Below are 13,968 nucleotides of genomic sequence, written 5' to 3'. Positions count from 1 at the left end.
AGGGCACATCCGTGCCGAAGTCTCCCTGATCGACGAAACCGATGCCGCCGAGCGCGAGTCGGAAGTGTTCGTGCGTACGCTGCTGTCGCAATTCGAACAGTACGTGCAGCTGGGCAAGAAAGTCCCTGCCGAGGTCCTGTCGTCGCTCAACAGCATCGAAGAGCCTGGCCGCCTGGTCGATACCATGGCCGCGCACATGGCGCTGAAGATCGAGCAGAAGCAGGAGATCCTCGAGATCATCGACCTGCCGACCCGTGTCGAGCATGTCCTGGCGCTGCTGGATGCCGAGATCGATCTGCTGCAGGTCGAGAAGCGCATCCGCGGGCGCGTCAAGAAACAGATGGAGCGCAGCCAGCGCGAGTACTACCTGAATGAGCAGATGAAGGCCATTCAGAAAGAGCTCGGCGATGGCGACGAAGGCCACAACGAAGCCGAAGAGCTGAAAAAGCGCATCGACGCTGCCGGCCTGCCAAAAGATGCCTACGCCAAGGCCCAGGCCGAGCTGAACAAGCTCAAGCAGATGTCGCCGATGTCGGCCGAGGCCACCGTGGTCCGGTCCTACCTCGACTGGCTGGTCCAGGTGCCGTGGAAGGCCCAGAGCAAGGTCCGCCTGGACCTGGCCAAGGCCGAGGAAATCCTCGATGCCGACCACTATGGCCTGGAAGAAGTCAAGGAACGCATCCTCGAATACCTCGCGGTGCAGAAGCGCGTGAAGAAGATTCGCGGCCCGGTGCTCTGCCTGGTGGGCCCGCCAGGGGTCGGCAAGACCTCCCTGGCCGAATCGATCGCCAGCGCCACCAACCGCAAGTTCGTGCGCATGGCCCTGGGCGGTGTGCGTGACGAGGCCGAGATCCGCGGCCACCGCCGTACGTACATCGGCTCGATGCCGGGTCGTCTGATCCAGAAGATGACCAAGGTCGGCGTGCGCAATCCGCTGTTCCTGCTCGATGAAATCGACAAGATGGGCAGCGACATGCGTGGCGATCCAGCCTCGGCGCTGCTTGAAGTGCTCGATCCCGAGCAGAACCACAATTTCAACGACCACTACCTGGAAGTCGACTACGACCTCTCGGACGTGATGTTCCTCTGCACCTCGAACTCGATGAACATTCCACCGGCGCTGCTCGACCGCATGGAAGTCATCCGCCTGCCGGGCTACACCGAGGACGAGAAGATCAACATCGCGATCAAGTACCTCGTGCCCAAGCAGACCAAGGCCAACGGCCTGAAAAAAGGCGAGCTTGAGGTCGAAGTCTCGGCGATTCGCGACATCATCCGCTACTACACCCGTGAAGCGGGCGTGCGTGGGCTGGAGCGCCAGATCGCCAAGGTCTGCCGCAAGGTGGTCAAGGAAAGTGCCGGCAACAAGCCGCCTGCGATCAAGGTTGCGGGCGAGCAGCTCGAGCACTACCTGGGCGTGCGCAAGTTCCGCTACGGCCTGGCCGAGCAGCAGGACCAGATCGGCCAGGTCACCGGCCTTGCCTGGACCCAGGTCGGTGGCGAACTGCTGACCATCGAGTCGGTGGTGATCCCGGGCAAGGGTCAGCTGATCAAGACCGGCTCGCTGGGCGATGTCATGGTCGAATCCATCACCGCCGCCCAGACCGTGGTGCGCAGCCGCGCCCGCAGCCTGGGGATCGCCGCTGACTTCCACGAGAAGCACGACGTGCATATCCACATGCCTGAAGGGGCAACGCCCAAGGACGGTCCGAGTGCTGGCGTGGGCATGTGCACCGCGCTGGTCTCGGCGCTGACGCAGATTCCGGTGCGCGCCGATGTCGCCATGACCGGCGAAATCACCCTGCGAGGCCAGGTCCTGGCCATCGGCGGCCTGAAGGAAAAGCTGCTCGCGGCGCATCGCGGCGGGATCAAGACCGTGATCATTCCGGAGGAGAATGTTCGCGATCTGAAGGAAATTCCTGAAAACATCAAACAGGATCTTCAGATCAAACCGGTCAAATGGATTGACGAAGTCCTGCAAATTGCGCTGCAATACGCCCCCGAGCCCTTGCCAGATGTGGCTCCGGAGATCGTCGCGAAGGATGAAAAGCGCGACAGCGATGCCAAGGAAAGAATCAGCACGCATTAATTCGAATTTCGCTGGGGTGGCTTTTCTTGACAGTTTTTTCGGGGGCTTGCTATAAAGCGCCACCCGAGTGTCACCCGGCCACCCAGCGCTCGTTTCAAACTTTTACATACTTAGAAACATACTTAAATAGAGATAAGGGGACTTAGAGTGAACAAGTCGGAACTGATTGACGCTATCGCCGCATCTGCTGATATTTCCAAAGCCTCCGCCGGCAAGGCGCTGGACGCAGTCATCGAATCCGTTACCGGTGCCCTGAAGCAAGGCGACGACGTCGTGCTGGTCGGCTTCGGCACCTTCTCGGTGAAGGAGCGCGCCGAGCGCACCGGCCGTAACCCGCAATCGGGCGCCGCGATCAAGATCGCCGCTGCCAAGGTTCCAGGTTTCAAGGCAGGCAAAGGCCTGAAAGACGCCGTCAACTAAGTCGTCTCTTTCAGCGGGACCTGGCTCGCCAGGTCCGATCGCGTGGCGGCGGGGCCGCAAACGTACCCGCCGGACATGCACGCTACGAAAAGGCGCATCCCCCTCGGATGCGCCTTTCTTTTATCAGGTTTCTACCCACGCTCCGCGGTTGTCGACGCAGTGGTACAGCCGTTCTGGGGGACGCATGCTGCAAAATATCAGGGACAATTCACAAGGTTGGATTGCCAAGACCATCATCGGCCTTATCGTCGTATTGATGGCATTGACCGGCTTCGATGCCATTTTCCAGGCCGCCAGCCATAGCCAGGATGCCGCCAAGGTCAATGGCCAGACCATCAGCCAGAACGAGCTGAGTCAGGCCGTTGACATGCAGCGCCGCCAGCTGATGCAACAGCTGGGCAAGGACTTCGATCCGGCGATGCTCGATGAGAAGATGCTGCGTGAAGCAGCGCTCAAGGGCCTGATCGAACGCAAGTTGCTGTTGCAGGGTGCCGAGGATGCAGGTTTTGCCTTCTCCGAAGCGTCGCTGGATCAGCTGATCCTGCAGACGCCTGAGTTCCAGGTGGACGGCAAATTCAGCGCCGAGCGCTTCGACCAGGTCATCCGCCAGCTGGGCTACGGCCGCATGCAGTTCCGCGAGATGCTGGCCGAGGAAATGCTCATTGGCCAGTTGCGCACCGGCCTTGCCGGCAGCAGCTTCGTCACCGACAAGCAGGTCGAGGCATTTGCCCGGCTCGAGAAGCAGACCCGCGACTTCGCTTCGCTGACCCTCAAGCCGGACACGGCAGCGGTCAAGCTCGGCGATGACGAGATCAAGGCGCATTACGACGAGCACGCCAAGGAGTTCATGAGCCCCGACCAGGTGGTGATCGACTACATCGAGCTGAAAAAGTCGGCGTACTTCGACCAGGTCAAGGTCAGCGACGAGCAGCTCAAGGCGTTGTACGAGAAGGAAATCGCCAACCTGGCCGAGCAGCGTCATGCCGCTCACATCCTCATCGAAGTCAACGACAAGGTCGACGATGCCCAGGCCAAGGCCCGCATCGAAGAGATCCAGCAGCGTCTCGCCAAAGGTGAGGATTTCGCCACCCTGGCCAAGGAACTGTCCCAGGACCCGGGTTCCGCCAACGCGGGCGGCGACCTCGGCTTCGCGGGCCAGGGCGTCTACGATCCGGCCTTCGAGACGGCGCTGTATGCCCTGGGCAAGGACCAGGTCTCCGCGCCGGTGCGTACCCAGTTCGGCTATCACCTGATCAAGCTGCTGGGCGTCGAAGCGCCTGAAGTGCCAAGCTTCGCCAGCCTGAAGGACAAGCTCACCCGTGAGCTCAAGACCCAGCAGGTAGAGCAGCGCTTCGTCGAGGTCACCAAGCAGCTCGAAGACTCGGCGTTCGAGTCGTCCGATCTTGCCCAGCCGGCCCAGGAACTGGGTCTCAAGGTGCAGACCGCGGCGCCGTTCGGCCGTGAAGGCGGCGAGGGCATCACGGCCAACCGTGCCGTGATCCAGGCAGCCTTCAGCGAAGAAGTGCTCGACGAAGGCTCCAACAGCAACGCCATCGAGCTGGACCCCGAGACGGTGGTCGTGCTGCGCGCCAAGGAGCATCGCAAACCTGCGCAACTGCCGCTGGAGGCCGTGGCCGACAGCATCCGCGCGCACCTGGTCAAGGAAAAGGCCACCGCAGAGCTCAAGGCCAAGGCCGAAACGCTCGTCAAGGGCCTGCGCGATGGCTCGATCAAGGCCAATGCGGGCTTCGAGGGCCAGCAGTGGGCTGCCCATGAAGCCGTGACGCGCAGCCAGGAAGGTATCGACCCGGCATCGCTCAAGGCACTGTTCCGCATGGGCAAGCCCCAGGCCAAGGACAGGCCGGTCTATGGCAACGTGGTGCTGGGTGATGGCAGCCTGGTGGTCCTGCAGCTCAAGGGCGTCAACGACGGCACAGCCGCCACCGATGCCGAGAAGCAGCAGTACCGTGGCTACCTGGCCTCGCGTGCCGGTCGCGAAGACTTCGCGGCGTATCGCAAGCAGCTGGAAACCAAGGCGGACATCACGCGCTACTGAGTGGTGCTCCTCCAAGACGAAACAGGCCGCTTATGCGGCCTGTTTCGTTTCCGGCCTCAGCGCCGCTCGTGCTCGTAGTTGTCCAGGGTGTCACGCGCGATTTGCCGGCCCAGGGCGATGAGTTCGGGCGCCTTGTAGAACTCGAAAAAGCGGCACACCCGCTTGGGGACGTTGATCAGCACATCGGGTGGATAGCCTGCGATCTTGTACTGGGCCAAGGAGGTCTGCATGACCTCGAAGCTCTGGTTGATCAGATCGAGCAACGAGGCAGGGCCCACGTTGTCGACGATGAACGAGCCCGTGGCTGATTTCGGCGCGCCTGCGCTCTCCGGGGCGGCCGCCGGTTGCTGGGCCTCCGGGTTTGCCGCCTCGCTTAACCAGGGATTGGGCGGTTGCGGGCTCTCGGCGGTCATTTCCTGCTCGAGGCGCAGCAGTTGCTCGGCCGGTTTGCGCCGGAAGGGCAGGTGCGAGCCCAGCGAACTGATCAGGTTGTCGAACCGCAGCCTGAAGGCGGCCGGGCGCTCGATGACGGGCAGCTGGTACTGCTTCTGGTTGGTGGCGTTGAGGTTGACGGCGATGATCAGGTCGCAGTGCGAGGACACCACGGGGATGATCGGCAACGGGTTGAGAATGCCACCGTCCACCAGCATACGGTTGCCTTGCACCACGGGCGTGAAGAGGCTGGGTATGGCTGCCGAGGCCCGCATCGCCTGGTGCAGGCAACCTTCCTGGAACCAGATTTCCTGCTGGTTGGTCAGGTCGGCGGCAACAGCGGTGTAGGGAATGCGAAGGTTTTCGATGTTCACCTCGCCGACAATCTTGCGGATCTGGCCGAACACCTTCTCGCCACGTATGGCGCCCAGGCGAAAGCTCACATCCACCAGGCGCAGCACGTCGAGGTAGTCCAGACTTTCGATCCAGCGGCGGTAGTCGTCGAGCTTGCCCGCGGCGTAAATGCCACCTACCACCGCGCCCATGGAGCAGCCTGCCACGCAGGCGATCTGGTAGCCACGCCGTTCGATCTCCTCGATCACCCCGATGTGGGCGTACCCCCGGGCTCCGCCTGAGCCAAGAACCAGTGCCACACGTTTGCTCATGGTGCCTCCCGGATAGCGCTTGCAGCGATTGCTCGAGCGTGCCCCAATCGCCGGTGCGCTTCAACGTCCATCAGCGCTCGCTCGCGCTTGGCGAGGCACTTTTCGCGAGGATAGCCGTCGAACAGCCATCACGCTTCCCACCTTTGAGGTATTACCGATGAAAGCCTGGATCTGCCTTCCGTTGATTGCTCTGGCATTGGCCGGTTGCGCGGGCAAGACAGCCTACCGTGACAGCTGCGCCACTCAACTGGACGGGGCATGGAAGGAGCTCGACCTGGCCAAGGCCGAGGGCTTTGCCGGCACCGTCAGCTACTCCAAGGCGCTGTCGCTGCTGACCGGCGCCAAGACCCAGCAGCAGTTCGAAGGTTTCGAAGGCTGCACGAAGAAGGCCGAGAAAGCGCGTTTCTATATTCGTGAATCGCGCGCCGGTCGCTGAACGGAGAGAGTCGCATGTCTGCAATGCTGGACCACGCCATAGCACGAATCCTTGCCCTGCAGGTGCGCTTGCTGGCCTGCCAGCAGCGCCTTGCCGCCGATACCGACAGCGAGGCGCTGCATGACTTGCGCACCACGCTGCGACGTTTGCGCAGCCTGTTGCGCCCGCTGCGCGACTTGCCGGGCGTGGAGCAGCTTGAGGACGCCGCCAAGGCGCTCGGGACGCTGACCACGCCGTTGCGCGACCGCGAGGTGCTGGCTGGCCAGTTGATCGCCCGTGGGCATGAAGCCGCCGGTCAACGTCGCCTGGCAGGCAGGACAAGGACCTTCGCGGGCGTCGCGGGCAGTGCCCAGCTCAAGCGCGTGCTGGCGATCCTCGATGTATTTCCCCACTTCCTGCGCGCCGCGGACCGGGAAGGGCAGGTGCGCGGGTTGCGCAAACGCATCGACCAGCGCCTGCGCAAACAGTGGCGCAAGCTGGAAAAGGCACTGAAGGATCCGGCGCACGACCGTCATCGCCTGCGCCTGTTGATCAAGCGCGTGCGCTACGGCGATGAGGCGTACCCACAGCTCGACCACGCCGGCAAGTCGCTCAAGCGCCAGCTCAAGCGTGCCCAAGGCGATCTTGGCGACTGGCACGACCGTGTGCAGTGGCTGCTGCAAGCCAGGGAGCAGGCTGACCTGGCAGGCTGCACCGACGCCTGGACAGGCGAACTGGCAGACAGTGAAAAGACCGCCGATGGCACGCTGGAGCGCCTGCAGGCGGCGCTGAAGCGCCGCTAGGTCTTGCAAATGGCCGTTATGCGGGCTGCCCGGTAGCGGCCTGCTGGTTAAGATCAGGGCTTTACCGGTGCAAGCGAGGTCGACATGAATTTTTCACAGTTGCTGGCAGCGGTGCGTGGCCGTGAGCCGGGCATCACCGTGCCTGCCTCCTGGGCGCAGGGGCGTGCCAGTTTCGGCGGGCTGATGGCCGCCTTGCTGTTCGAGGCCATGCGCCACAAGGTGGGCGACGGGCGACATGCGCGCTCGCTGGCGATCACCTTCGTCGGCCCGGCCGCGCCGGAGGTGCCCTTGACGTTCGAGATCGAGGTGCTGCGCGAGGGCAAGGCGGTCAGCACGCTGCTCGGGCGCGTGCTGCAGAACGGTGTGGTGGTTACCCTGATGCAGGGCAGCTTTGGCGCGGGACGCGATTCGGTGGTGCGGGTCGACGGGCTGCCGCCGCCCGACATGAAACCTCTGGCCCAGGCGGCGCCTGAACTGCCCTATGTCAAGGGTGTCACGCCGGAGTTCATGCGCCACGTGGCCTTGCGCTGGGCGCTTGGCGGGATGCCTTTCAGCCACGACACCTCGAGGCGCATGGGCGGGTGGGTGCGGCTGCGGGGCGTCGATGAAGAGCCTGTGGGCGAAGCGCACTTGCTGGCACTGGTCGATGCCTGGCCGCCGACCCTGCTTTCGCATCTCAAGCAACCAGCCGCGGGCAGCACCCAGACCTGGACCATCGAGTTCATCCAGCCGGTGCGGCGGTTGTCCACCCTGGACTGGTGCCAGTACTGCGCCGAAACCGAGCACGCCCGCGATGGCTACGGGCACGCGGCGGCGGGCCTGTGGTCCGCCGAGGGCGAATTGCTTGCGTTGAGCCGGCAGACGGTGACGGTGTTCGCCTAGCGGCGATGTTTGTGGCGCTCGCGCCAGGCACGCCACCAGGCGCCGCTCAGCACAAAACGCGGAAAGGTGATGAATTGCTCGGTCAGCAAGCGTTTGACAGCGTCCGGGCGATTGGCGAAGGGTTCCGGTTGCTCGGCCTCCAGGCGGTGGCCATGGCGTTGCAGGCCCAGGCCTGCGACCAGCGCGATGATGCCCACCGCGATCTGTCCCAGGTCGAAGCCGAACAGCCCGGACAGCACCAGCAGGGCGCCGAGGATGAACAACGGCACCGCGATCAGGTGCAACACCAGGTTGGCCGGGTGGCGGTGGTTGTGGTGATAGCCACGCCACTGCCAGGCATGGATATTGGGCAAGCGTTTGCTCATGGACAGGTTCCTCTGAATCATGTCCTAAGCTTAGTGCGGCCCCAGGAACGGGGCCAATTCAGGCTGGCTATCGAGCGGATAGCCCGGTCAGGCCGAAGAATGCACGGGCGCAGGCAGTGGTGTGGTCGGCGGTCTGCTCGGGGGTTTCGCCGCGGTGCCGGGCGACTTCCCGCAACACCTCGGGCAGGAAGGCTGGCTCGTTGCGGCCGCTCTTGGGCTTGGGCCGCAGGCTGCGCGGCAGCAGATAGGGCGCGTCGCTCTCGAGCATCAGGCGGCCTTGAGGAATGCTCGATACCAGCGGATGAAGATGGGTGCCACGGCGCTCATCGCAGATCCATCCGGTGATGCCAATGTGCAGGTCCATATCCAGGTAGGCGAACAGCGCTTCGCGCTCGCCGGTGAAGCAGTGCACCACGGCGGCCGGGAGATGGTCGCGGTAGTCCCTGAGGATCGCCAGCAGGCGCTCGCTGGCGTCGCGCTCATGGAGAAACACCGGTATCTGCAACGCCACCGCCAGCGCCAGCTGTGCTTCGAGGGCTTTCTGCTGCTGAGGGCGGGGAGAGAAGTCGCGATTGAAGTCCAGCCCACATTCACCCACGGCCTTGACCCGTGGCTGCTCCAGCAGGTCGCGCAGCTGTCGGCTGCTGTCGGCGCTCCAGCTGCTGGCGTCGTGCGGGTGCACACCCGCGGTGCTGAACAGGCGCTCGCTGGCAGGGTCCAGGCGCTCGCACAGGGCCACGGCCTCCTCGCTGCCGGCGAGGCTGGTGCCGGTCAGGATCATCTGTGCAACGCCTGCGGCGACGGCGCGCTCGACCACGTCGGCCTGCTTGTCCTTGAAGCTTGCGTTGGTAAGGTTGACACCGATGTCGATCAGTTGCATGGAGTGGTTTCTCGTACCGCGGGTCGGGCAGGATAGCAAACTCCTGTGAAATCCGACAAAACGCCAGAACTTCACTGGATGGATAGGGTCTTCTGCCGTCAACCGTCTCGTGCCGATCATATCCATGCCGTTTATCCGCTACCCACAGGTTCCATCGCGCATGCTGCAGCTGCTGCTGGCAGCCGTGATGGGCATGGGGCTGCTTGTGGCGGGCGCCGCTGAAGCAAGATTGCCCGGCCCGCAGCAAAGCGTGCCGGCCTCCAAGGCCCGAGACCTTGCGCAGATCCGCAGCAGCAAGGTGCTGCGCGTGCTGGTCAACCAGAGCCGGAACAGCTCAGGCGTGGTCAAGGGCGAGCCGGTGGGCGTCGAGCATCATCGCTTGCGAGCACTGGAGCACTACCTCAATGCGCGCCTTCCCGAAGGCCAGCACATTCGGGTAAAGGTCATCCCGCGGGCAAAGGAGCAACTGCTCGCCGCGCTGCAGCGTGGCGAGGGTGATCTTGCCGCGCCAGGCGAACTGCTCGATCCGACTTCGCTCAAAGACTTGAAAGCGAGCGCGCCGTTGATGGCCCCGGTGTCGCTGACCTTGGTCGGGCGCAAGGGCGAGCGCGGCTTCGCACGGGTCGAGCAGTTGTCAGGACGGACCATCGCCCTGACCACGGCGAGCGCCGCCGGCCCCGCGATCGAGGCGATCAATCGCACGCTGGCCAAGCGAAAGCGCGCGCCGATCAAGGTGGAGTGGGTCGATCCCAGCCTGGCGGTGGAGGATGTGCTGGAGATGGTCCAGGCGGGGATCTACCACCTGACCGTGGTCGAGCAGCCGATTGCCCAGCGCTGGTCGCGGGTCATGCCGCGCCTGCGCCTGAACCCCCGGGTGCGCCTGGCCCCGCCGGACGCCATGCACTGGTACGTGCGGCGCGATGCCAGCGTGCTGTTGGTGACCGTGGACCAGTTCCTCAAGGGTTACCGCGCGCCAGCCAACCAGGACGCGGCCTTCGAGCGTATCTACCGGCGCCAGTACCGGGTCCACAACCCCTTGGCGCGGGTCGAGCGCAAGCGCCTGGAGTCAGTGCGGCCAGTATTGCAGAAGCACGCCGCGGCCCAGCAGATGGACTGGCTCAACCTGGCGGCGCTGGCGTACAAGGAGTCGACCCTCAACCCCAAGGCGCGTGGCATGGGCGGTGCCCATGGGCTGATGCAGATGACCCCGGCCGCCGCCCGGCGGGTCGGGGTCAGCAACACCAGCAACGTCGATGGCAACGTGCAGGCCAGTGCACGCTACCTGGCGCTGATCCGCCGCAAGTTCTTCGCCAGCCCTCAGCTCAACGAGCGCGAGCGCATGGCGTTCATCCTCGCGGCGTACAACCTTGGGCCTGAGCGCGTGCAGGCGATGCGCGCCGAAGCGCGCCGGCGCGGTCTGAACAGCAACCAGTGGTTCTTCCAGACCGAGCGCGTTGCGATGGAGCAGGTGGGCATGGGTCCGGTGAACTACGTCAACAGCGTCAACAAGTACTACCTGGCGTTCAATCGCGAGCGCGGCAAGCTGGAGCGAACCCCCAAGCGCCGCTAACGCTGAGGCCCGGTTTTTGCCCGTGTTCGGTTGACAGTCCGCCCGCAGCTTCTCTAGGATGCTGCCTGCGCCGATTTAAACAGCTACTTGCGGGGCGCGGGAGAAGCCTCGAATTTCTCCGAAATACCGCTAAAGCGCTGGTTCGGTGACGCCTCCCACCGCTGCCCAGCGAGACTGGCGAGGCGGAGAAAACACCCCATGAGTTGCCCACGTACCAGCATCTGCCTGAGCCCCCTGCCTGCCGGTCAGGCCTCGCGCACCCCGCGCATCCTGCTCAACGGCCAGCACCAGCCTACCTTGTTGCGCCACCTCGACGGCTGGTCACGCCGCAAGGGCCAGGCGCGCGCCTTCCTCATCCAGTTCACCGACGACGCCGCCAGCCTGGGCCAGTACGCCAATGATCGCTTCGACCTGGCGGTGATACAGTCTCCCCACGGCGCCAATGCCGCGTCCGTCATCGGTCATCTGACCCGCGTCGCGCGCCAGGGCCTGATCACACTGCGTTGAGGCTGAGGAGACAGCAGCTTGAGCACCAATATCATCACCACCGAAGGCCATGAGGCGCTCAAGACAGAGCTCGACCACCTGTGGCGCGTCTATCGTCCGGAAATCACCCAGAAGGTCGCCTGGGCGGCGTCCCTGGGCGATCGCAGCGAGAACGCCGACTACCAGTACAACAAGAAACTGCTGCGCGAGATCGACCGCCGCGTGCGCTACCTGCGCAAGCGCCTGGAGGACGTCAAGGTGGTGCGCTACGCGCCCGAGCAGGAAGGTCGGGTGTTCTTCGGTGCCTGGGTCGAGATCGAGAACGAGGACGGCGAGCTGAAACACTTCAGGATCGTCGGCTATGACGAGATCTACGGCCGCAACGACTACATCTCCATCGACTCGCCCATGGCCCGTGCCTTGCTCAAGAAAGCAGTGGGCGACGAGGCCGTGGTGCAGACCCCGACTGGCGAGAACCTGTGGTGGATCAACCGGATCACCTACGTTCAACCCTAGGCGACCCGGTTGATCCGCGCCTCAGCTCTCGCGCAGCACCTGCAGCGGGCTGGCGTTCAGCGCCCGGCGCGTACCGTAGACCCCGGCGCCACCCACCAGCAGCGCGCCGATCAAAGGCAGCACCAGCAACCACGGGTGCGGGCTCCACTCCAGCGCGAAGGCGTAGCGGTACAGCACCCAGGTGATCAGCTCGCAACCCAGCGCGGCCAGCAGGCCGCTGGCGGCGCCCAGCAGGCCGAACTCGATCCGCCGTGACTTGACCAGCAATGCCCGGCCGGCACCCAGGGCGCGCAGCAGGGCGCCTTGGCGAATGCGTTCGTCCAGCGTTGCCTGCAAGCCGGCGAACAGCACCGCCAGGCCCGCGGCCAGCACGAACAGCAACACGTATTCCACGGCCAGGGTGACCTGGGCGAGGATGCTGCGCAGCTGCGAGAGCAGGGCGTCGACCTGGAGGATGGTGGCTGCGGGGAAGGCTCTGGACAGCGCGACGATCTCCTGGTCGTGACCGGCGCCCAGGTAGAAGCTGGTCAGGTAGGTGGTGGGCAGGCCCTGCAAGGTGCCCGGCTGGAAGATCATGTAGAAGTTGGGCTGGAAGCTGTCCCAGTGCACCGAGCGCAGGCTGGTCACCCGGGCCTGGCGCTCCTGCCCGCCGATGTCGAACGTCAGGGTATCGCCCAGGGCCAGCTTGAGGCTCGCGGCCAGCTCGCTTTCGACCGACACGCCGGGGAGCTGCTCCGCGACGGGGGACGACTGCCACCAGCTGCCGGCTTCCACGGCGTTGCCCTGCGGCAGTTCCGCGGCCCACGTCAGGCTGAGGTCCCGCTGCACCGCGCGCTCGCCGGTGGACTCCTTGCTCACCAGTTCGCGGACCGGCTCGCCGTTGATCTGCGTCAGGCGGCCGGGAATCACCGGGTACAGCGGCGCGGCGTTGGCGTGGATCTGGGCCAGGTGCCGGGCGAAGGGTTCGCGGTCGTCAGGCAGGATGTTAAGTGCGAAATGGTTTGGCGCGTCCTTGGGTAGCTGGTCCTGCCAATTGTCGAGCAGTTCGGCCCGTAGCAAGGCGACCAGCGCCATGGCCAGCAGGATCAAGCCAAAGGCCAGGGCCTGGCCGGCAGCGGCCAGCGGGTGTCGCAGCAACTGGCCCAGGCCCAGGCGCCAGGCCAGTGGCGAGCCGGCGAGCAGCCGGCGCAGGCTGCGCAGGCCGAGCAGCAGCAGGCCGCCCAGCACCAGCGCGGCGATCATGCCGCCGCCGAGCAGGGCGAAGGTCAGCAGCAGGTCAAGGCTCAGGCGCCACATGATCAGGCCCAGGGCTAGCAGCGCGGCGCCGTAGACCATCCAGCTGCTGGGTGGGACGGGCAGCAGATCGCGGCGCAGCACGCGCAGCGGCGGCACCCTGCCCAAGGCGGCCAGCGGCGGCAGGGCAAAACCGGCGAGGGCCACCAGGCCGGTGCCGATGCCCGCCAGCGCAGGGGCGATACCGCCCGGCGGCACCACGCTGGGCATCAGGCCGTGCAGCAGCTGGAACAGGCCCAACTGCGCCAGCCAGCCGAGCAGGGCCCCGGTCAACGCCGCCACGCTGCCGAGCGCGGCCAGCTGCAGGCTGAACAGCGCCAGTGCCTGGCGCCGCGACAATCCCAGGCAGCGCAGCAAGGCGCTGGCATCCAGCCGGCGGGCGGCATAGCGGCTGGCCGACAAGGCCACGGCGACCCCCGCCAGCAAGACAGCCACCAGGCTCGCCATGTTCAGGTAGCGCTCGGCCTTGCCCAGGGCGCCGCCGACCTGGCGATTGCCGTCGCGGGTGTCGCGCAGCCGCTGGTTGGCCGCGAGGTCATTTTCCACGGCCTCGCGATACTGGGTCAGGGACTCGGGATCGCCGCGCCACAGGTCGCGGTAGGTGACCCGGCTTCCGGGCTGCACCACGCCCGTGGCATCGAGGTCGGCCAGGTTGATCAGCACCCGGGGCGTCAGGCTGTAGAAATTGCCTGCCCGGTCCGGCTCGTAGGTCAGCACCCGGCTCATGCGCAGGGTCTTCATCCCCACGTCGATGCTGTCGCCGATCTGCAGGCCGAGGGCGGCCAGCAGGCGCGGTTCGACCCATGTCTCGCCGGGCGCGGGCCCGCCGCCTGGGGTTTCATCGGTGTAGGGCGCTGGGGCGCTGCGCACCTGCCCGCGCAGGGGATAGGCGCCGTCCGCCGCCTTGATGCTCGACAGCGCGATGCCGGCATCGGTGGCCACCACGCTTGAGAACTCGACGACCCGAGCATGCCGCAAACCCAGCGTGGTGCCGGCATCGATCTGCGCCTGCCGGGCAGGCGAGCTGCCTTGCAGTACCAGGTCGGCGCCCAGGAACTCGCTGGCGCGCAACTGCATGGCGCCATTGAGGCGTGCG

The 13,968-nt window shown here is 65.2% G+C and carries 13 protein-coding genes; 9 read left to right on the top strand and 4 right to left on the bottom strand.

Features of this window, described 5'->3' with window-relative positions; translation table 11 throughout:
* From lon to VJS90_RS00455, 3 genes are all read left to right on the top strand, one after another.
* A partial coding sequence (lon, locus tag VJS90_RS00465; protein WP_324118049.1) for an endopeptidase La occupies positions 1-2,089 on the top strand: 2,089 nt, incomplete at its 5' end.
* A gap of 147 nt (positions 2,090-2,236) precedes the next feature.
* Positions 2,237-2,509 carry an HU family DNA-binding protein gene (locus VJS90_RS00460; RefSeq protein ID WP_324118046.1) on the top strand — a complete coding sequence of 91 codons (273 nt, stop codon included), beginning with the start codon at positions 2,237-2,239 and terminating at the stop codon, positions 2,507-2,509.
* A gap of 184 nt (positions 2,510-2,693) precedes the next feature.
* Positions 2,694-4,565, top strand: coding sequence for a SurA N-terminal domain-containing protein (locus tag VJS90_RS00455; RefSeq protein WP_324118045.1), 1,872 nt, complete (start codon positions 2,694-2,696; stop codon positions 4,563-4,565).
* Between the two features lie 56 nt (positions 4,566-4,621).
* On the opposite strand, the gene VJS90_RS00450 is transcribed toward VJS90_RS00455, so the two are convergent.
* On the bottom strand, positions 4,622-5,662 hold the full coding sequence (locus tag VJS90_RS00450; protein WP_324118043.1) for a patatin-like phospholipase family protein: 1,041 nt from the start codon (positions 5,660-5,662) through the stop codon (positions 4,622-4,624).
* A gap of 157 nt (positions 5,663-5,819) precedes the next feature.
* Between VJS90_RS00450 and VJS90_RS00445 the strand changes: the two genes are divergently transcribed.
* The 3 genes from VJS90_RS00445 to VJS90_RS00435 all read left to right on the top strand — a co-directional run bounded on the left by VJS90_RS00445 (position 5,820) and on the right by VJS90_RS00435 (position 7,762).
* Positions 5,820-6,098: a hypothetical protein gene (locus VJS90_RS00445; protein ID WP_324118041.1), complete on the top strand. Its 279-nt coding sequence runs from the start codon at positions 5,820-5,822 to the stop codon at positions 6,096-6,098.
* A 14-nt stretch (positions 6,099-6,112) separates the two neighbouring features.
* Entirely contained in the window at positions 6,113-6,880 is a 768-nt protein-coding gene (locus VJS90_RS00440; protein ID WP_324118039.1) for a CHAD domain-containing protein, read from the top strand.
* Positions 6,881-6,964: 84 nt separating this feature from the next.
* Positions 6,965-7,762, top strand: coding sequence for a thioesterase family protein (locus tag VJS90_RS00435; RefSeq protein ID WP_324118037.1), 798 nt, complete (start codon positions 6,965-6,967; stop codon positions 7,760-7,762).
* Here VJS90_RS00435 and VJS90_RS00430 read toward each other — a convergent pair.
* Both VJS90_RS00430 and VJS90_RS00425 read right to left on the bottom strand, forming a co-directional pair.
* Positions 7,759-8,127, bottom strand: coding sequence for an Mpo1-like protein (locus VJS90_RS00430; protein ID WP_324118035.1), 369 nt, complete (start codon positions 8,125-8,127; stop codon positions 7,759-7,761). The two genes, VJS90_RS00435 and VJS90_RS00430, sit on opposite strands and share 4 nt — an antisense overlap.
* Before the next feature lie 67 nt (positions 8,128-8,194).
* The gene (locus VJS90_RS00425) at positions 8,195-9,007 is read right to left on the bottom strand and encodes a TatD family hydrolase (protein WP_324118033.1); all 813 of its coding nucleotides are present in this window, start codon (positions 9,005-9,007) and stop codon (positions 8,195-8,197) included.
* 160 nt (positions 9,008-9,167) lie between these two features.
* On the opposite strand from VJS90_RS00425, the gene VJS90_RS00420 reads away from it, so the two are divergent.
* The 3 genes from VJS90_RS00420 to greB all read left to right on the top strand — a co-directional run bounded on the left by VJS90_RS00420 (position 9,168) and on the right by greB (position 11,579).
* The gene (locus tag VJS90_RS00420) at positions 9,168-10,577 is read left to right on the top strand and encodes a transglycosylase SLT domain-containing protein (RefSeq protein ID WP_324118031.1); all 1,410 of its coding nucleotides are present in this window, start codon (positions 9,168-9,170) and stop codon (positions 10,575-10,577) included.
* Between the two features lie 198 nt (positions 10,578-10,775).
* Positions 10,776-11,084 (top strand): hypothetical protein, encoded by a 309-nt coding sequence (locus tag VJS90_RS00415; RefSeq protein WP_324118029.1) that lies wholly within the window; start codon positions 10,776-10,778, stop codon positions 11,082-11,084.
* Between the two features lie 18 nt (positions 11,085-11,102).
* On the top strand, positions 11,103-11,579 hold the full coding sequence (gene greB, locus VJS90_RS00410) for a transcription elongation factor GreB (protein WP_324118027.1): 477 nt from the start codon (positions 11,103-11,105) through the stop codon (positions 11,577-11,579).
* A 21-nt stretch (positions 11,580-11,600) separates the two neighbouring features.
* Here greB and VJS90_RS00405 read toward each other — a convergent pair.
* A partial coding sequence (locus VJS90_RS00405; RefSeq protein WP_324118024.1) for an ABC transporter permease occupies positions 11,601-13,968 on the bottom strand: 2,368 nt, incomplete at its 5' end.

The sequence above is a fragment of the Pseudomonas sp. genome (assembly GCF_035277045.1).
Taxonomy (GTDB): domain Bacteria; phylum Pseudomonadota; class Gammaproteobacteria; order Pseudomonadales; family Pseudomonadaceae; genus Aquipseudomonas.
The sequence above is the reverse complement of the archived record's forward strand: the minus strand, read 5'-3'. Positions and strand labels throughout refer to the sequence as shown.